Origin of the sequence: Serratia sp. PF-27, from assembly GCF_030053255.1 — a bacterium.
Classification (GTDB): Bacteria; Pseudomonadota; Gammaproteobacteria; order Enterobacterales; family Enterobacteriaceae; genus Serratia; species Serratia bockelmannii.
Genome location: NZ_JASGBT010000007.1, coordinates 42,124 through 61,028 on the forward strand (window position 1 = coordinate 42,124; position 18,905 = coordinate 61,028).

At 57.2% G+C, this 18,905-nt stretch carries 17 protein-coding genes; 8 read left to right on the plus strand and 9 right to left on the minus strand.

Going from position 1 to position 18,905, the window contains the following annotated elements:
- Positions 1 to 32 precede the first annotated feature (32 nt).
- Positions 33 to 623 carry a glucose-1-phosphatase gene (gene yihX / locus QMZ29_RS03355; protein ID WP_063991285.1) on the minus strand — a complete coding sequence of 197 codons (591 nt, stop codon included), beginning with the start codon at positions 621 to 623 and terminating at the stop codon, positions 33 to 35.
- 165 nt (positions 624 to 788) lie between these two features.
- On the minus strand, positions 789 to 2,612 hold the full coding sequence (gene typA / locus QMZ29_RS03360) for a ribosome-dependent GTPase TypA (protein WP_004931243.1): 1,824 nt from the start codon (positions 2,610 to 2,612) through the stop codon (positions 789 to 791).
- 370 nt (positions 2,613 to 2,982) lie between these two features.
- Here typA and glnA point away from each other — a divergent pair, with 370 nt between their 5' ends.
- The 4 genes from glnA to QMZ29_RS03380 all read left to right on the plus strand — a co-directional run bounded on the left by glnA (position 2,983) and on the right by QMZ29_RS03380 (position 7,292).
- Complete coding sequence (glnA, locus tag QMZ29_RS03365) at positions 2,983 to 4,392, plus strand: glutamate--ammonia ligase (protein ID WP_025304715.1); 1,410 nt, start codon at positions 2,983 to 2,985, stop codon at positions 4,390 to 4,392.
- A 193-nt stretch (positions 4,393 to 4,585) separates the two neighbouring features.
- A complete protein-coding gene (gene glnL, locus QMZ29_RS03370) occupies positions 4,586 to 5,635 on the plus strand; it encodes a nitrogen regulation protein NR(II) (protein ID WP_004931246.1) in 1,050 nt (349 codons plus the stop codon).
- Between the two features lie 8 nt (positions 5,636 to 5,643).
- Positions 5,644 to 7,056, plus strand: a complete 1,413-nt coding sequence (gene glnG / locus QMZ29_RS03375) for a nitrogen regulation protein NR(I) (protein ID WP_025304716.1) — start codon at positions 5,644 to 5,646, stop codon at positions 7,054 to 7,056.
- A 113-nt stretch (positions 7,057 to 7,169) separates the two neighbouring features.
- The gene (locus tag QMZ29_RS03380) at positions 7,170 to 7,292 is read left to right on the plus strand and encodes a YshB family small membrane protein (RefSeq protein WP_015379453.1); all 123 of its coding nucleotides are present in this window, start codon (positions 7,170 to 7,172) and stop codon (positions 7,290 to 7,292) included.
- A gap of 34 nt (positions 7,293 to 7,326) precedes the next feature.
- Here the strand turns inward: QMZ29_RS03380 and hemN are convergent, their stop codons facing one another.
- Together hemN and yihI are read right to left on the minus strand one after the other, a co-directional pair.
- A complete protein-coding gene (gene hemN, locus QMZ29_RS03385; RefSeq protein WP_261427551.1) occupies positions 7,327 to 8,700 on the minus strand; it encodes an oxygen-independent coproporphyrinogen III oxidase in 1,374 nt (457 codons plus the stop codon).
- Between the two features lie 182 nt (positions 8,701 to 8,882).
- Positions 8,883 to 9,422 carry a Der GTPase-activating protein YihI gene (gene yihI / locus QMZ29_RS03390; protein ID WP_072008264.1) on the minus strand — a complete coding sequence of 180 codons (540 nt, stop codon included), beginning with the start codon at positions 9,420 to 9,422 and terminating at the stop codon, positions 8,883 to 8,885.
- Positions 9,423 to 10,156: 734 nt separating this feature from the next.
- On the opposite strand from yihI, the gene yihA reads away from it, so the two are divergent.
- Positions 10,157 to 10,801 carry a ribosome biogenesis GTP-binding protein YihA/YsxC gene (yihA, locus tag QMZ29_RS03395; RefSeq protein WP_019452177.1) on the plus strand — a complete coding sequence of 215 codons (645 nt, stop codon included), beginning with the start codon at positions 10,157 to 10,159 and terminating at the stop codon, positions 10,799 to 10,801.
- Positions 10,802 to 11,079: 278 nt separating this feature from the next.
- Here yihA and spfP read toward each other — a convergent pair whose 3' ends face one another.
- Both spfP and polA read right to left on the minus strand, forming a co-directional pair.
- A complete protein-coding gene (gene spfP / locus QMZ29_RS25785) occupies positions 11,080 to 11,127 on the minus strand; it encodes a small protein SpfP (protein ID WP_071892919.1) in 48 nt (15 codons plus the stop codon).
- Between the two features lie 191 nt (positions 11,128 to 11,318).
- Positions 11,319 to 14,117 carry a DNA polymerase I gene (gene polA / locus QMZ29_RS03400; RefSeq protein ID WP_038630023.1) on the minus strand — a complete coding sequence of 933 codons (2,799 nt, stop codon included), beginning with the start codon at positions 14,115 to 14,117 and terminating at the stop codon, positions 11,319 to 11,321.
- A 497-nt stretch (positions 14,118 to 14,614) separates the two neighbouring features.
- Here polA and yihG point away from each other — a divergent pair, with 497 nt between their 5' ends.
- Positions 14,615 to 15,511: a 1-acylglycerol-3-phosphate O-acyltransferase, YihG family gene (yihG, locus tag QMZ29_RS03405; RefSeq protein WP_025304720.1), complete on the plus strand. Its 897-nt coding sequence runs from the start codon at positions 14,615 to 14,617 to the stop codon at positions 15,509 to 15,511.
- Between the two features lie 43 nt (positions 15,512 to 15,554).
- On the opposite strand, the gene dsbA is transcribed toward yihG, so the two are convergent.
- The 3 genes from dsbA to QMZ29_RS03420 form a co-directional block, all read right to left on the minus strand.
- On the minus strand, positions 15,555 to 16,178 hold the full coding sequence (gene dsbA, locus QMZ29_RS03410; protein ID WP_025304721.1) for a thiol:disulfide interchange protein DsbA: 624 nt from the start codon (positions 16,176 to 16,178) through the stop codon (positions 15,555 to 15,557).
- Positions 16,179 to 16,207: 29 nt separating this feature from the next.
- Positions 16,208 to 17,194, minus strand: a complete 987-nt coding sequence (locus QMZ29_RS03415; RefSeq protein WP_049209084.1) for a serine/threonine protein kinase — start codon at positions 17,192 to 17,194, stop codon at positions 16,208 to 16,210.
- Between the two features lie 98 nt (positions 17,195 to 17,292).
- Positions 17,293 to 17,562 carry a YihD family protein gene (locus tag QMZ29_RS03420; RefSeq protein ID WP_004931268.1) on the minus strand — a complete coding sequence of 90 codons (270 nt, stop codon included), beginning with the start codon at positions 17,560 to 17,562 and terminating at the stop codon, positions 17,293 to 17,295.
- Between the two features lie 148 nt (positions 17,563 to 17,710).
- Between QMZ29_RS03420 and mobA the strand changes: the two genes are divergently transcribed.
- Both mobA and mobB read left to right on the plus strand, forming a co-directional pair.
- Positions 17,711 to 18,298 carry a molybdenum cofactor guanylyltransferase MobA gene (mobA, locus tag QMZ29_RS03425; protein ID WP_025304724.1) on the plus strand — a complete coding sequence of 196 codons (588 nt, stop codon included), beginning with the start codon at positions 17,711 to 17,713 and terminating at the stop codon, positions 18,296 to 18,298.
- Positions 18,298 to 18,816 (plus strand): molybdopterin-guanine dinucleotide biosynthesis protein MobB, encoded by a 519-nt coding sequence (gene mobB / locus QMZ29_RS03430; RefSeq protein WP_025304725.1) that lies wholly within the window; start codon positions 18,298 to 18,300, stop codon positions 18,814 to 18,816. The genes mobA and mobB overlap by 1 nt, the downstream gene beginning before the upstream one ends.
- Positions 18,817 to 18,905 lie beyond the last annotated feature (89 nt).

Here is an 18,905-nt window from a genome sequence, read left to right on the forward strand (position 1 = left end):
TTGATACGCCTTAAGCTTAACGCGCTCTGCGCTCATTGAGCAAAATAGGCCGGCACCACGTCGCGATCGGTGACGTGCACCGTCTTGATCCCCAGCGCCTGCGCGGCGAGGACGTTCGCCGGGTGATCGTCGAAAAACACCGCGTCGGCGGCAGCGGTGTTTTCCGCAGCCAGCACATGCTGGTAGATGTTGGCTTCCGGTTTGCGCATGCCGAGATCTTGCGACAAATAGAGATGATCGGCGGCGGCGGCCACTTCAGGGTAGTGCTGCGGCCAATAGTTGCAATGCAGGCGGTTGGTGTTCGACAGCACCACCACCCGGTGACCTTCGTTGCGCAGACGCTGCATGATGTCGATCACCTCCGGACGCAGCGCGACGAATACCGCCTGCCAACCGGTGGCGAACTGTTCAAAGCTGAGCGCGATGCCCATTTCATCGCACAGCTTGCCGGCGAAGTCTTCGTCGCTGATTTCACCGCGCTCATGCTGCTGGAACACCTCACCCATGGCGAAACGATCGGACAGCACCGCCAACGGCGTGCCGCTCAAATTGCTCCACACACCCAGCACACGCTTGAAATCGATATCGACGATCACATTACCTAAATCAAAGATATACAGCATAGTCCTCTCCTATGGGCCGGTGAGATTTCACTGTAGCGGGAAAAGGAACAGCTGAACAGGGAACGAACGGAAAAGCGCATAGCGCGCCGCACAAACGGGGAACAACAGAGGAAAAAACTCAGGGCGCGAGAACCGCGCCCTAAGCATAGGACACTCAATCAGCGATTAAGCGTCTTTAGGACCGCGGCTGGCGCGCTTACGATCGTTTTCCGTCAGGTGACGCTTACGGATACGGATCGAGGTTGGCGTCACTTCTACCAGTTCATCGTCATCGATGAACTCCAGAGCTTGCTCCAGGGTCATTTTGATGGCCGGAACCAGGGTAGTCGCTTCGTCAGTACCGGAAGCACGCATGTTGGTCAGCTTCTTACCGGTCAGGCAGTTTACGGTCAGGTCGTTAGAGCGTGAGTGAATACCGATGATCTGGCCTTCATACACTTCCGCACCGTGGCCCAGGAACAGCTTGCCGCGATCCTGCAGGCCGAACAGCGCGAACGCGACCGCTTTGCCCTGGCCGTTGGAGATCAGCACGCCGTTCTGACGCTGGCCCACTTCGCCCGGACGCACATCGTCGTAGTGGCTGAAAGTGGAGTACAGCAGACCGGTGCCCGAAGTCATGGTCATGAATTCGTTACGGAAGCCGATCAGACCGCGGCTTGGTATCACGTAGTCGAGACGCACGCGGCCCTTACCGTCCGGATCCATGTTTTTCAGGTCAGCTTTACGCTCACCCATCGCCTGCATCACGGAACCCTGATGCTGCTCTTCGATATCCAGCGTTACGTTCTCGAATGGCTCCTGCTTGCGGCCATCGATTTCACGGAAGATAACTTTCGGACGGGAAACCGCCAGCTCGAAACCTTCGCGACGCATGTTTTCGATCAGCACCGACAGGTGCAGTTCGCCACGGCCGGAGACGCGGAAGGCGTCCGCATCGTCGGTTTCTTCAACGCGCAGCGCTACGTTGTGCACCAGCTCTTTGTTCAGACGGTCAAGGATCTGACGCGACGTCACGTACTTACCTTCTTTACCGCAGAACGGCGAGGTGTTGACGTTGAAGAACATGGTGACGGTCGGTTCGTCGACGGACAGCGCCGGCAGCGCTTCTACGGCATTGGTGTCGCAGATGGTGTCAGAGATGTTCAGCTCGCCCAGGCCGGTGATGGCGATGATATCGCCCGCTTCCGCCAGGGTGCTGTCGATACGCTCCAGACCCAGGTGACCCAGCACTTTACCCACTTTACCGTTGCGAGTTTTACCTTCGCTGTCGATGATGGTGACCTGCTGGTTCGGCTTCACTTTACCGCGCTTGATGCGGCCGATGCCGATAACGCCCAGGTAGTTGTTGTAGTCCAACTGGGAGATCTGCATCTGGAATGGCGCTTCCAGCTCAACCTGCGGCGCAGACACGTGGTCGACGATCGCCTGATACAGCGGGGTCATGTCTTCCGCCATGTCGGTGTGGTCGACGCCGGCGATGCCGTTCAGCGCAGAAGCGTAGATGATCGGGAAGTCGAGCTGCTCGTCAGTCGCGTCGAGGTTCACGAACAGGTCGAACACCTGATCCACAACCCAGTCAGGGCGCGCGCCAGGGCGGTCAACCTTGTTGATGACCACGATCGGCTTCAGACCGTTGGCGAAGGCCTTCTTGGTCACGAAGCGGGTTTGCGGCATAGGGCCATCCATTGCATCCACAACCAGCAGCACCGAGTCAACCATCGACATCACGCGCTCTACCTCACCGCCGAAGTCGGCGTGTCCTGGGGTATCCACGATGTTGATACGGTAACCATTCCAATTAATGGCGGTGTTTTTTGCGAGGATGGTAATCCCACGCTCTTTCTCCAAATCGTTGGAGTCCATTACGCGTTCGGTCGCTTCCGCACGCTCTCCGAAAGTACCGGATTGTTGCAGCAGCTTGTCAACCAGGGTGGTTTTACCATGGTCAACGTGGGCAATAATGGCGATGTTACGCAAATTTTCGATCACAGCTTTGCCTCGGGCATTAGAAATAGCGCGCTATTGTACACGTATTAAGCGAGGGACTAAACAAGATCACAACCATCTCTTATAAACAACCGCGTACCGGTCAGTTTGTGATCCCTTTCACGGTGCAAAAAGCCGCAATCGTTGCACTTTTGCACCATTTCAGTGCCCACGCCCACCCCGATTGCACCATAACAGTGCAATTTATCGCTGATGGTGCATACTGTGGCTGGGTAAAACCCGCGCAGAAAGGCGATGAACGCCTTTTTAAAAAGTTGGCACGCTTTTCGCTTTAGTCTTTTCAAGGCGAAAAAAAGCCAGTTCCACAGATTCGTTCCACGACGACGACAATGATAAACCGGGAGAGTTAAGTATGTCCGCTGAACACGTTTTGACGATGCTGAATGAGCATGAAGTGAAATTCGTAGACCTGCGTTTCACTGACACCAAGGGTAAGGAACAGCACGTGACTATCCCGGCTCATCAGGTAAACGCCGACTTCTTCGAAGAAGGCAAAATGTTTGACGGCTCCTCTATCGGTGGTTGGAAGGGCATCAACGAATCTGACATGGTGCTGATGCCGGACGCCAGCACGGCGGTTCTGGATCCGTTCTTCGAAGAACCTACGCTGATCATTCGCTGCGACATTCTCGAGCCGGGCACCATGCAAGGCTACGATCGCGACCCGCGCTCCATCTCCAAACGCGCCGAAGACTTCCTGCGCTCCTCTGGCATCGCGGACACCGTCCTGTTCGGGCCAGAGCCTGAATTCTTCCTGTTCGACGACATTCGCTTCGGCAGCAGCATCCGCGGTTCCCACGTGGCTATCGACGACATCGAAGGCGCCTGGAACTCCGGTACAAAATACGACGGTGGCAACAAAGGCCACCGTCCGGCGGTGAAAGGCGGTTACTTCCCGGTTCCACCGGTCGACTCTTCGCAGGATCTGCGTTCCACCATGTGTTTGACCATGGAAGAGATGGGCCTGGTGGTTGAAGCGCACCACCACGAAGTGGCGACCGCCGGTCAGAACGAAGTGGCAACCCGCTTCAACACCATGACCAAGAAAGCCGACGAAATTCAGATCTACAAATACGTGGTGCATAACGTGGCGCACGCCTTCGGTAAAACCGCGACCTTCATGCCGAAGCCTATGTTCGGCGACAACGGTTCCGGCATGCACTGCCACATGTCGCTGTCCAAGAACGGCACCAACCTGTTCGCCGGCGACAAATACGGCGGCCTGTCTGAAACCGCGCTGTTCTACATCGGCGGCATCATCAAGCACGCCAAGGCGATCAACGCGCTGGCCAACCCGACCACCAACTCGTACAAGCGTCTGGTACCGGGCTACGAAGCGCCGGTGATGCTGGCCTACTCCGCCCGTAACCGCTCCGCGTCCATCCGTATCCCGGTGGTCGCCAGCCCGAAAGCGCGCCGCATCGAAGCCCGCTTCCCGGATCCGGCGGCTAACCCATACCTGTGCTTCGCCGCACTGCTGATGGCCGGTCTGGACGGCATCATCAACAAGATCCACCCTGGCGACGCCATGGACAAAAACCTGTACGACCTGCCGCCGGAAGAAGAAGCCGAGATCCCAAAAGTGGCCGGCTCGCTGGACGAGGCGATGGCCGCACTGAACGAAGACCGCGAGTTCCTGACCCGCGGCGGCGTGTTCACCGACGATGCGATCGATGCCTACATCGAACTGCGCAAAGAAGAGATGGACCGCGTTCGTATGACGCCACACCCGGTTGAGTTCGAACTGTACTACAGCGTCTAAGCCCTACCCGCGCCGTCTGCGCAGGCGGACGGCGCCCATATTTTTGTTATCGCTTTTTTGTTGCCGTGGAAACTTTCAGCCCATCTTCGGATGGGTTTTTTTCTCCACCGTATTTTCTGCAAAACTATTCCATACCGCGCCGATCCCGGATGGAGTAGGATAGATGCACTAAAAAGGTGCAGGAGTCTGCTGTATGGCAACTGGCAAGCTGCCCGATGCTGGGCAGATCCTCAATTCACTCATCAACAGCATCCTGCTGTTGGATGACTCTCTGGCGGTTCACTACGCCAACCCGGCGGCACAGCAGCTGCTGGCGCAAAGCTCCCGCAAGCTGTTCGGCACGCCGCTGCCCGATTTGCTCGGTTATTTTTCGCTGAACGTCTCTCTGATGCGTGAAAGCCTGCGCGCCGGGCAGGGCTTCACGGACAACGAAGTGACCCTGGTGGTCGACGGCCGCGCGCATATCCTTTCCCTGACCGCTCAGGCGCTGCCGGAAGGCTATATCCTGGTCGAGCTGGCGCCGATGGACAATCAGCGCCGCCTGAGCCAGGAACAGCTGCAACATGCCCAACAGGTGGCAGCCCGCGATCTGGTGCGCGGTTTGGCGCACGAAATTAAAAACCCGCTGGGCGGCCTGCGCGGCGCAGCGCAGCTGCTGGCCAAAGCGCTGCCCGATCCGGCGCTGACCGAATACACCAAGGTGATCATTGAGCAGGCCGATCGGCTGCGTAATCTGGTGGATCGTCTGCTCGGGCCGCAGCGGCCCGGCCAGCATATTACCCAGAGCATTCATCAGGTCGCGGAGCGCGTCTGCCAACTGGTGTCCCTGGAAATGCCGGATAACGTCACGCTGGTGCGCGACTACGATCCGAGTCTGCCGGAAATGGCTCATGACCCGGATCAGATAGAACAGGTGCTGCTGAACATCACCCGCAATGCGCTGCAGGCGCTGGGCGAGGCGGGCGGCACCATCACGCTGCGCACCCGCACCGCGTTTCAGATTACGTTGCACGGTACCCGCTACCGCCTGGCGGCACGTATCGACGTCGAAGACGACGGCCCCGGCGTGCCGGCGCAGCTGCAGGACACGCTGTTCTACCCGATGGTCAGCGGCCGTGAAGGCGGTACCGGCCTGGGATTATCCATCGCCCGCAATCTGATCGATCAGCATTGCGGAAAAATTGAATTCAACAGTTGGCCAGGTCATACCGAATTCTCGGTCTACCTGCCCATTCGTCAGTGAGGTTTGCTATGCAACGAGGGATAGTCTGGATCGTCGATGACGATAGCTCCATCCGCTGGGTGCTTGAGCGCGCGCTCACCGGCGCGGGCCTGAGCTGCGCCACCTTCGAAGGCGGCAATGACGTGCTGGAAGCCTTGGCCACGCAAACCCCCGACGTGCTGCTATCCGATATCCGCATGCCGGGTATAGACGGTCTGGCGCTGCTCAAACAGATCAAACAGCGCCATCCGATGCTGCCGGTGATTATCATGACCGCGCATTCGGATTTGGACGCCGCCGTCAGCGCCTATCAGCAAGGGGCCTTCGACTACCTGCCGAAGCCGTTCGACATCGACGAAGCAGTGGCGCTGGTCGAGCGCGCCATCAGCCATTATCAGGAGCAGCAGCAGCCGGTGCGCAGCCAGCCGGCCAGCGATCCGGCGGCGGACATCATCGGCGAAGCGCCGGCGATGCAGGACGTATTTCGCATCATCGGCCGGCTGTCGCGTTCGTCGATCAGCGTGCTGATCAACGGCGAATCCGGCACCGGCAAAGAGCTGGTGGCGCATGCGCTGCACCGCCACAGCCCGCGCGCCAAGTCGCCGTTCATCGCCCTGAACATGGCAGCCATCCCCAAAGACCTGATCGAGTCGGAGCTGTTTGGCCACGAGAAAGGCGCCTTCACCGGCGCGAACCAAATCCGTCAGGGACGCTTTGAACAGGCCGACGGCGGCACGCTGTTCCTCGACGAGATCGGCGATATGCCGCTCGACGTGCAAACGCGCCTGCTGCGGGTGCTGGCGGACGGCCAGTTCTACCGGGTCGGCGGCTATGCGCCGGTGAAGGTCGACGTGCGCATTATCGCCGCCACGCACCAAAACCTGGAGCTGCGGGTACAGGAAGGCAAGTTCCGCGAAGACCTGTTCCATCGCCTGAACGTGATCCGCGTACACCTGCCGCCGCTGCGCGAGCGCCGGGAAGACATCCCGCGGCTGGCGCGCCACTTCCTGCAGATCGCCGCCAAAGAGTTAGGCGTCGAGGCCAAGAACCTGCATCCGGAAACCGAAACCGCGCTGACCCGCCTGCCCTGGCCGGGCAACGTGCGCCAGCTGGAGAATACCTGCCGCTGGCTGACGGTGATGGCCGCCGGGCAAGAGGTGCTGATTCAGGATCTGCCGAGCGAACTGTTCGAAACCGCCGCGCCGGAGAGCCCCAGCCACAGCCTGCCGGACAGCTGGGCCACGCTGCTGGCTCAGTGGGCCGATCGCGCGCTGCGTTCCGGTCATCAAAACCTGCTGTCGGAAGCGCAGCCGGAGATGGAGCGTACGCTGCTCACCACCGCCCTACGCCACACCCAGGGGCACAAACAGGAAGCCGCACGCCTGCTGGGCTGGGGGCGTAATACTCTGACCCGCAAGCTCAAAGAGCTGGGCATGGAATAGGAGCGTGGGTGGATGATGAAAAACGCAGTCCGGCGCACAAAAAAACGCCAACCTCAGGCTTTACAGCCGGAGCGGGCGCAGTATGATCGTGTCGCACACTCTGGAGGTTGACGATGCTGGACTCATTCATCGTGTTCATTTCTCAGGGCGCGGAGCTGGGCTCTGCCGCCAGCCACACCCCGCAGGCGGCGGTCGCCGCGGTGTTGTGCGCCGCGCTGATTAACTTCTTCAGTTAAAAAAACAGCCGCATCAGCGGCTGTTTTTTCATCCTCAGATCACCCGAGAGAACTGCTGGCTGCGCGCCTGTTGCCGCAGATAGCGATCGAAGCACATGCAGATATTGCGGATCAGCAAGCGCCCGCGCGGCGTGACGCGAATGCCTTGCTCATCGCGCTCCACCAGCCCATCGCGTTCAAACGGCGCCAGCAGCTGCAGGTCTTCGGCGAAGTAAGCAGTGAAATCGATGCCGTATTGCCGTTCAAGCGGCTGATACGCCAATCGGAAGTTACAGATCAGCGTTTTGATCAGATCGCGCCGCAGGCAATCGTCGTCCGTCAGCGCCAGCCCGCGCCACAGCGCGTTGCCCTGCGCCTGCACGCTGTCATAGTAACGCTTCAGCTCTTTCTGGTTCTGCGCATAGCTGTCGCCGAGCATGCTGATGGCCGACACGCCCAGCCCCAGCAGGTCGCTGTCGCCCTGAGTAGTGTAACCCTGGAAATTGCGGTGCAGCTTGCCTTCGCGCTGCGCGATCGCCAGCTCGTCGTCCGGGCGGGCAAAGTGATCCATGCCGATGAACTGATAGCCGGCGTCGGTCAGGAACGCGATGCTCTGCTGGAGGATATCCAGCTTCTGCTGCGCGCCCGGCAGATCGGCGTCTTTGATTTTGCGCTGGGCGGCGAACAAGTTCGGCATATGCGCGTAGTTGAACACGCTGAGGCGATCGGGATTCAGTTCAGCCACCCGCTGCAGCGTGAAAGCGAAGCTTTCCGGCGTCTGTTTCGGCAGGCCGTAGATCAGATCGATATTGGTCGAGCGGAAGCCCAGCGCTTTGGCCCGCTCAATCAGGGCGAAGATAAAGGCTTCGTCCTGCTCGCGATTGACCAGCTGCTGCACCTGCTTGTTGAAATCCTGCACCCCCATGCTCAGACGGTTAAAGCTTTCTGCGCGTAAATGATCGAGCACATCCAGCTCTATCTCGCGCGGATCGACCTCGATCGACATCTCCGCATCGGGCAGGAAATCAAAGTGTTCGCGCAGCAACGCCACCAGCCGGCTGATTTGCGCTTTGTCCAGGTAGGTTGGCGTACCGCCGCCCCAGTGCATCTGGCCGACTTTACGGCCGGCGAACAGCGGCGCACGGCTGGCGATCTCTTGCGCCAAAACGTTCAGGTATTCGTCGGCCTTGTGCGTCTGGCGCGTCACCAGTTTGTTGCAGCCGCAGAAGTAGCACAGCTTATGGCAGAAAGGGATATGCACGTACAGCGACAGCGGCCGCTCAGGGTAACGCGCAGCGGCGCGTTGAAACGCCGCTTCGTCGTAGCTCTGGTTAAACTCCAGCGCCGTGGGGTATGAGGTATAACGCGGCCCTGAATAGTTATATTTTTGGATCAGGGCCAAATCCCAGACAATCGTCTGCTCTGACATGCTCACTCCTTCCGATATCTTTTTCTACCGGGCCGGGAGAGAGGCGGTTGTCTGCGCTGTCTGGCCACGGAAGCGCTGCGAAAACGCGCTTTGCGCTTAGACAGCCGCCATAGTTTACCGAATAACCACAGCAGATAACACATCAAGAGTAGGGCTATTGTCGGGATTAGCCACATGGCGCGTTAAAAGGCGTCTTTCGGATTGCCGCCTTTCAGCAGCTTCAGAATATCTTCCTGCTTCTCTTCTTCTTCGTCGTCGTCTTCACCCAGTTCGATACCCAACACGTCCATCAGCACATCGATGCGATCCAGCGTTTTGTCGACATAGGTCTGCTCTTCCGCGTTCAGCGTTTCGCCGTCGTCGATGCGATCCAGCAGCGCGTTCAGGCGCTCGTCATTTTCCAGCTTCGCCAACTCTTCTTCCGGCGACAGGCGTGGTTTCGCTTCGGCCTTCGGCTTCGGCTGCGGTTTGGCCTTCACTTTGGTTTCGTCGACCACCAGCGCAACCGGCACTTTACTGCCGATACGTGGATCTTTGGCTTCTGCCGCCGATTTGTTCTTCTGGCTGCCGGACTCGACCTGGGTGCGCGAACCGGAAGCGAGGCCGCGGCGCTTTTTCAGGCGTTTGCGCTCACGCGCTTCCTGATCGAGCTCCATACGGCTTTTCTTTTTCGTTTTTGACTTCGCCGCGCTGCCGCGAGGTGCTTTTGATGGCTGGTTCATAGCGTGTGCTCTTAGGTATGTAGATTCAGTATAGAATTGCGGCGGAATCTAGCAGAAAGCGGACAAAGAAAAAAGGCGGCAGGTTAAACCTGCCGCCTATTTCGCACCTTCTTGCGAAGGGTATTCCTGTTACGCGCTCCTTGCGTACATGCAACATCCCGGTTTTTCCTTCTGCTATAACCGCATTCCCTGCCACTACGTCCTTCATCCTGAAAGGAAAATCGTCCATGGCGCAATCCATTCGCATCCGCTCTTCCCGAGCGCGCTTCCTGCGGGCATCCAAACTGCCGATACTTCACCATCCGATGTGCCTGCCGCCTGTTCCGGTGCGAAAGGGTCACTTCCTTTTGCGTTCATCCTGGCACTCATTGCACGCCCTGTGCATTCCCTGAGATTTGTCATCCTTCCCGGATGTTCCCTAATCCTGCGCAACCCTGCGTTAACGACTACTTTACGTTATTGTTGCGAAGGCTCAAGGCACCTGACGCCAATTTGAACGACACTTCCCTACAATGAAAAAACAACGCTTTGTTTTTAAAACAAAAACAAAAATATCACTTTCGAATAAAGCGACATTACCCGCGATTCGAATGGCAAATGTCTCACAACGCACGCGCGGCATAACTGCCGTTTTATCGCGTCCCGCCGCTTAAAAACGGAGAAACACGCCATTTTTACCGCTGATGCAGTTATAATCGCCAACCAGTTAGCCATCCTCACGGAGACGAAAAATTTTGACCAGCAAGAACTACAACTATCATGTGACCCATTTCGTCACCAGCGCACCCGATATTCGCCATCTGCCGGGGGATGCAGGAATTGAAGTCGCCTTTGCCGGCCGTTCCAACGCCGGTAAATCCAGCGCGCTGAATACGCTGACCAACCAAAAAAGCCTGGCGCGCACCAGTAAAACGCCGGGGCGCACCCAGCTGATCAACCTGTTCGAAGTGGAAGACGGCATCCGCCTGGTCGACCTGCCGGGCTATGGCTACGCCGAAGTGCCGGAAGAGATGAAGCGCAAATGGCAGCGCGCGCTGGGCGAATATCTGCAGATGCGCAACAGCCTGAAAGGCCTGGTGGTGCTGATGGATATTCGCCATCCGCTGAAAGATCTCGACCAGCAGATGATCCAGTGGGCGGTCGACGTCGGCACGCCGGTGCTGGTGCTGCTGACCAAGGCCGACAAGCTGGCCTCCGGCGCACGCAAGGCGCAGCTCAACATGGTGCGTGAAGCGGTGCTGCCGTTTATGGGGGATATCCAGGTCGAAGCCTTCTCATCGCTGAAAAAGATCGGCGTCGACAAGCTGCGCCAGAAGCTGGACACCTGGTTTAACGAGATCCCGCCGGAAGTGCTGCCGGAAGACGAAGCCGGCGAATAAGCCCAGGCCTAACGCCAGAGCCGATGCCTCACCGCATCGGCTTTTTTATCCCCGTCGAACGGCCGCAGACGAAATTTTTTGTTATCTAATTACAGTTTTGAAATAAAGCCATCATAAAAACTTATCGCCAGGGCTGGCTTATCTCGCCGGATTACGTGAGTCGAAAGGATGGAAGCAGGAACGAAAAGCGGTGCGGAGCGATAGGAAAAACGTATGGTTTGCTGCTGTTTTTACAATAAAAAACGCCCCAGTCAATACTGACTGGGGCGGCTAAATATTCAGCCAAATCCGATTACGTGAAGTAAAAGGTCTGAAAGATAGAACATCTTACCTCTGTACCCTACGCCTGTAACTCTACATCATTTTTTCGCAGGGCAAAAGAATTTTTTGTAGTTTACTTACACAATTTGCGGCGCAAGAACGGCGAAGTTGGGGAAACTATCGCCGAATCTTGTAGCTTAATTACGAAAAGTGCTTAGGTTATCGCCAGTTAGCGCATCCGGCGATAACCCGACGATCAGTGCGCCTCATCCCAGTTCATGCCGACGCCCACGTCAACCTTCAGCGGCACCGCCAGGGTCATGCTGCCTTCCATCAATTGGCGGATACGTTGGCTGGCTTCTTCGAGCACCGACTCGTGCACCTCAAACACCAATTCATCGTGCACCTGCATGATTGCGCGCACCAACGGCTTCTCCTGCCCTTGCAGCCAGGCGTCGACTTCAATCATCGCACGCTTGATGATATCAGCTGCCGTGCCCTGCATCGGGGCGTTGATAGCGGCGCGCTCGGCCGCCTTGCGGCGCATGCCATTGCTGGAGCGGACGTCCGGCAGGTACAGACGGCGACCATCCAACGTGCTGACATAGCCCTGTTCTGAGGCCTGCTGGCGGGTACGCTCCATGTAGTCCAGCACGCCTGGGTAACGCTCGAAGTAGAGATCCATATAGCGCTGAGCTTCCCCACGCGGGATCCCCAGCTGACGCGCCAGGCCGAAGGCGCTCATACCGTAAATCAGGCCGAAGTTAATCGCCTTGGCGCTGCGGCGCTGCTCGCCGGTCACTTTATCCAACGGCACGCCGAAAACTTCCGACGCCGTGGCGCGGTGAATGTCTTTCCCTTCGGCGAAGGCCTTCAGCAGCCCTTCATCCTGTGACAAATGCGCCATGATGCGCAGCTCGATTTGCGAGTAGTCGGCCGCGACGATGCGGTAGCCTTCCGGCGCGATAAAGGCCTGGCGAATGCGTCGCCCTTCATCGTTACGCACCGGGATGTTCTGCAGGTTCGGATCGCTCGAGGAGAGACGGCCGGTAGCGGTCACCGCCTGATGGTACGAGGTATGCACCCGGCCGCTGACCGGATTGATCATCAGCGGCAGCTTATCGGTATAGGTGGTCTTCAGCTTCGCCAGGCCGCGGTATTCCAGGATCACCTTCGGCAGCGGGTAGTCGAGCGCCAGCTCGGCCAGCACCTCTTCGTTGGTGGACGGCGCCCCGCCCGGGGTTTTCTTCAGCACCGGCAGCTTTTGTTTTTCGTACAAGATAGCCTGCAGCTGCTTGGTCGACGCCAGGTTGAACGGCTCTTCCGCCAGCTCATGGGCCTGCACCTCCAGTTCCGCCAAACGCTTGGCCAGCTCCTGAGAGTGGGCCGACAAAATGGCCGGATCGATCAGCACCCCGGTGCGTTCGATATGCGACAGCACCGGCAGCAGCGGCATTTCAATCTCATTGAATACCGTCAGCAGCTCCGCGCTCTGTTTCAGCTGCGGCCACATCGCCAGGTGCAGCTGCAGCGTGACATCCGCGTCTTCGGCGGCGTAAGGCGCCGCCTGCTCCAGCGCGATCTGGTTGAACGTCAGCTGGTTTTTACCCTTGCCGGCGATCTCTTCGAAGGTGATGGTTTTGTGGCCCAGATAACGATCGGCCAGGCTGTCCATATCATGACGGCCACCGACGCTGTCCAGCACATAGGACTCCAACATGGTGTCATAGGCGATACCGCGCATCTCGATGCCGTAGCGCGCCAGCAGGCTCATGTCGAACTTCAGGTTTTGCCCGACCTTGAGCGCCTTCTCGTCCTCCAGCAGCGGCTTGAGCGCTTCCAGCACGTAGGTGCGATCCAGCTGTGGCGGTGCATCCAGATAATCGTGTGCCACCGGCAAATAAGCCGCTTCACCCGGCGCGATCGCGAAGGACAGGCCGATCAGATTGGCGGTCAGCGTATCCAGGCCATCGGTTTCGGTATCGAAGGCAAATACGTCGGCCTTTTTCAGCCGCGCCAGCCAGTCGGTAAAGGTCGTTTCGTCCAGGATGGTGACATAACCGTCCTGAGACAGCTTGGCCTCCGCCAGCGCTTTCGGCGTTTCCGCAGCGATGGCCGATTTGGCGGCGCCGGCAGCTTTCGCGCCCGCGCCTTTCTTGTTTTCCAGCCAGACGCCGGCCTCCACGTCCGCCAGCCAGCGTTTGAACTCGTACTGTTTGAACAGCTGTTGCAACGTGTCGACATCCGGCGCGGAGACCGTCAGGTCCGCACAGGTCAGATCCAACTCGACGTCGGTTTTGATCGTCGCCAGCTTATAGGAGAGATACGCGACCTCTTTGTTCTGTTCCAGCTTGGCCGCCATGGTTTTGGCGCCGCGGAAGCTCAGCGTGGCGATATTCTCCAGATTGCCGTACAGCGCATCCAGCCCGCCGATCCCCTGCAGCAACGCCTGGGCGGTTTTCTCGCCCACGCCCGGCACGCCGGGAATGTTGTCCGATGAATCGCCCATCAACGCCAGGAAGTCGATGATCAGCTCCGGCGGAATACCATATTTATCGCACACTTCCTGCGGGCCGAGGATCGTGTTGTTCATGGTATTGATCAGGGTGACGTTCGGCGTCACCAACTGCGCCATGTCTTTGTCGCCGGTGCTGATCAGCACCGCGTGGCCGGCCTTTTCGGCCTCCAGCGCCAGCGTACCGATGACGTCGTCCGCCTCAACGCCGGGCGTCACCAGCAGCGGCAGGCCCATCGCCTTGACCATGCTGTGCAGCGGCTCGATCTGCGCACGCAAATCGTCCGGCATCGGTGGCCGGTGTGACTTGTATTCAGCGAACAGATCGTCGCGGAAGGTCTTCCCTTTAGCATCAAACACCACGGCAACGTGGCTCGGTTGATACTGCAGCAGCAGGCTGCGCAGCATATTCAGCACGCCATACATCGCGCCGGTTGGCTCGCCCGCCGAGTTGGTCAGCGGCGGGAAGGCGTGATAAGCGCGGTAGAGGTAGGAGGAACCGTCAACCAGGATTAGTGGGTTTTCTGCAATCTGGGCCATAGCGTTTCTTTATCGTGATCGGACATAGGGGTAAGCATGCCATAGCTGGCCGCCGGAGACGAACCTTAGCGTGCATTGCGGACGAAAATGATGTGATGGTGCGCGAGGATCCGCAAGATCTTACCTGTGGATAACTTTGTGCATAGAAAAGAGACCGAATTATAACGCTGTGATTATCGTTATAACGGCGAATAAAATTCCTATTTAAATCACCGCGTTAAAAGAACGAATTCCGGCGACGCTTTATTACTGGCTTTTATTGAATTTGTGGATATAACTTTCGCCGGATTTTAATCGCACTATTAATCAAATTCGGCGCCTCAATTACCCTAGCACAAGCTGGGAAAGTTGCACGAAAACTCAGCAAATGGTTATCCGATGAGACGAAAAACAGTGATTTTTAGCGGCGCTTTACCCCGACGATCTCTGTTAAAATAGGCTTTTGTTCATGCGCTTTGGCATGCAACGATGTTCCCAACAACCGTCAGCCCATAACCATGCCAAGATTGTTAACGCCTGTTATCTTTATCATTTCCGTCATACTCACCATTCTGGTGACGGTGTTGTGTTCCATCCCCATCACGTTGGCCGGCATCGTGAAACTCCTGGTGCCCATTCCCGCCGTCTGGCGATATATCTCGGCTTTCGCCGATTTCATGATGTGGTGTTGGTGTCAGGGGCTGGCGCTGTTATTGCGTATTAACGGGCAATTGCGTTGGGATATTGAAGGGCTGGAAGGGCTGGATCGTAAAAACTGGTATCTGCTGATCAGCAATCACGAAAGTTGGTCAGACATTGTCGTGTTGTGCGTGCTGTTCAGAAATCATATTCCAATGAATAAGTATTTCCTCAAGCAACAGCTCGCCTGGGTACCTTTCGTCGGCCTGGCCTGCTGGGCGCTGGATATGCCATTCATGAAACGTTACTCCCGTGCCTATTTGCTCAAGCACCCGGAGAAACGCGGCAAGGATATCGAAACGACGCGCCGTTCCTGCGAAAAATTCCGCCAGCGCCCAACCACCATCGTCAATTTCGTCGAAGGTTCGCGCTTCACCGAAGCCAAGAAAATTAAAAGCAATTCACCCTACCGCAATTTGCTGGCGCCCAAAGCCGCCGGCATCGCGTTTACCCTTAGCGCGCTGGGCAATCAGTTCGACAAAGTGTTGAACGTTACCCTGCTCTATCCGGAAAATAACCAACGGCCTTTTCTGGACATGCTGTGCGGTCGTCTGACGCGTATCGTAGTAAGAATTGAGACGTTGCCGATCGATGAAACCCTGCACGGGGACTACTTCAACGACAAGCTGTTCAAGCGGCGCTTCCAGCTATGGCTGAATACGCTGTGGCAGGAAAAAGACCGGTTGCTGGATAAATTGAAGCGGCAATATGGATAAAAAAAACGCCGGCAATGCCGGCGTTTTTCATGTTGAATCAGGCTTATTTCTGCTGGCTGAGGAATTTAACCACGTCGGCGAACTGCTTCACGTAAGCGTCCATCGAGCTGGTATCCAGGCCATCGTTTTTAACCATGTATTTGCCGTTCACAAATACCGCCGGCACGCCGCGCAGCTGCAGATCTTCCGCGGCTTTCTCCTGTTGAACCACCAGAGATTTCACCACGAAGCTGTTCCAAGCTGCGTCATAATCTGCGGCGGTCACGCCCGCTTTTACGAAGACGTTACGGATATCGTCCGGCGTTTGCACGGTCTGGGTTTTCTGCACCGCTTCAAACATCAGCGGGCTTACTTTATCTTCCACGCCCAGCGCCATCGCCACCGCCCACGCCTGAGTCAGCTGTTTGCCCAGTGGCCCCAGGAACTCCACGTGGTACTTGGTCATTTTGGTGCCGGCAGGCAGCGCCTTTTTCACGTTTTCGGACACGTGATAGACCTGCTCAAATTGGTAGCAGTGCGGGCAGTAGAAGGAGAAGAACTCCAGTACCTGCGGCTCGCCGGTCACCGGCTTGTCCAAGGTCACATACTGAGTGCCATCGCTAAACTGTGCCGCCGAGGCACTGAATGCCATCACCATGCCAACGAGCGCCAACCATATTTTTTTCATAAGACTAAACTCTCCATTGTGTTAAAGCTTCAATACATTGGCGTCAGCTGCAGAGGAGGCTCCTGCAACAGCTTAACCTGTTCGGTGAAGGCCGCAGTCTGAGACAACCAGAAATCAGACTCCGCCATCCACGGAAAACTCTTAGGGAAGGCCGGATCCTGCCAACGGCGAGCGACCCAGGCCAGGTAATACACCATGCGCATCGCCCGCAGGGGTTCAATCAACGCCAGCTCGCGCTGATCGAACTCGGCAAATTCGCCGTACGCCTCCAGCAAGACATCCAGCTGCATCAATTGATCGCGACGTTCACCGTGCAGCAGCATCCACAAATCCTGCACCGCCGGGCCGTTGCGCGCGTCATCAAGATCGACAAACAGCGGGCCGTCGCGCCACAGAATATTGCCCGGATGGCAATCGCCGTGCAAACGACGCGGCTGCCAGTTCAGATGCCAGTGCGGCTTGATCGCCGCAATCAGGTTATCCGTCGCCTGCAGGAACGCTTCACGCTGCGCTGCCGGCAACAGCTCGCAATCGGCCAGCGCCTGACGCGGGGCAATAAGATACTCTTCAATCCCCATGGTCGGCCGCTCAGCAAACAAACGCTCACCGCCGACCTGATGGATACGCCCCAGAAAACGGCCTACCCATTCCAACTGATCCAGATTGTCTATCTCATATTGCCGGCCCCCCACGCTGGGGAACAGCGTAAAGAAAAAACCGCCGTGCATATGCAGCGTAGTGCCTTGCAGCGCCAGCGGCGCCACCGCCGGGATCTCCGCGCCGGCCAGATCCAGAGCGAACTGATGTTCCTCACCGATTTGTGCGGCACTCCAGCGCTCCGGACGGTAAAACTTCACCACGTAGCGTCGGCGATCTTCGTCCATAAACTGATAGACGCGGTTCTCATAGCTGTTCAGCGCCGTCAGGCCGGAATCAACGCGCAGGCCAATCCCTTCTAGCGCGTCCATAATCAAATCGGGCGACAGGGTGTCGAAATTAAAAGCAGAGTTATTCATAACGTTCGTTTGATCGCTGACAGCATGGTGCCGGGAATGAGAAATAGTAGCATTAATGGCGCATTTCACGCGCTATGCTTTCTCGCACCGCACGAGGATCAGTCCTTGATAACGCCGCGAGCGCGCAACAGCGCCGTTTTAAAATCTTCTTCGTAATCTTTCTTCAGACCCGGGATCTGATCCGTGCCGGCGCTACCACGCATTTTCAGGTGGTAAATAAGAATATCATCGCTCAATTCGGACAACTCGCCCTGGAAGCCCGCTTCCTTCGCCAGCTTTTGCAAAAACTGCATCAAATTGAGATCGGGATCTTCCTGCCAGGCCGGGTGCAACAGCTCGATCAACTCGTTTACGCGATGCGTTTTCATCTCAATATCGTCCAATAGCATGAATAAACTCACAAAGTAACAGGCTTACCCACGCAGTGAAAGAACCGGCTTGTCAATAAAGGTAAATCCTGATGTCGCGCTGGCTTTAGCGCTACAATCAGCGCATCGACAAGGCGGGATAAACGAGATGCATAAAGAAATCAGCGGCGTCATTTTGGCCGGCGGACGGGCCACGCGCATGGGCGGTGAAGACAAAGGCCTAGTGTCGATTGGCGGGATCGCACTCTATCAACACGTATTGGCTCGGTTACGCCCGCAGGTGGCCTCCGTCGCCATCAGCGCCAATCGCAATCAGGCACGTTACCAGGCGAGCGGTTTGCCGGTGATTGGCGATCTGACGCCCGACTTCGCCGGGCCGTTGGCCGGGATGCTCGCCGGGCTCACACAGGCTCACAGCGAATGGGTGGTCTTTGTCCCCTGTGATGTCCCCGACTTTCCCGCCGACTTAGTCGCACAACTCTGGCGGCAAAAAGGCGCGGCGCAGGCGGCCTTTGCCAGCGATGGTGAACGAGATCACCCTACGCTGGCGTTATTGCATAGCCAAATAGCACCGCAGCTGGCTGACTATCTGGCCCGAGGTGAACGCAAGCTGATGCTGTTCCTGCATCAAATTGGGGCACAACGCGTGGCGTTCTGCGGACAACAAGCGGCATTTCATAACCTGAATACGCCGGAAGACTGTCGGAATTGGCAGCAAGCACGAGAGCTAAAGTAATGAATCGTTCATTGCCCCCTTTGCTGGCCATCGGTGCCTATAGCGGAACGGGAAAAACCACCTTGCTCAAACAGCTGATCCCGCTGCTGAAACAGCGCCAGGTGCGGGTTGGGCTGATAAAGCATACGCACCACGATATGGATGTGGATACACCGGGTAAAGACAGCTATGAGCTGCGCAAAGCGGGTGCCGACCAAACGTTGGTCGCCAGCGATCGCCGCTGGGCATTGATGACCGAAACGCCGGAGCAACAACCTTTGGATCTACGCTACCTGGCAGAGCGTTTTGATGCCGATAAGGTCGACTTGATTCTGGTGGAAGGGTTCAAACATGAGCCGGTCAGCAAGATCCTGCTTTATCGGGCCGAGATCGGTAGGCCGCTAGAAGACATGCTGGATCAGTTTGTCGTGGCGGTAGCCAGCGACCGACCGCTATCCATCACGGCTAAGCCGTTGGATCTCAATCAGCCGGAAAGCATCGCCGATTTTATTGTCGAGTGGTTGAAAGGCGCAGCGTAGCTGCGCTTTTTTACGTTTTACGCACAGCAAAAAGCCCTGAACGTCAGTTCAGGGCTTTCGGCTTTATTTGATGCCTGGCAGTGTCCTAC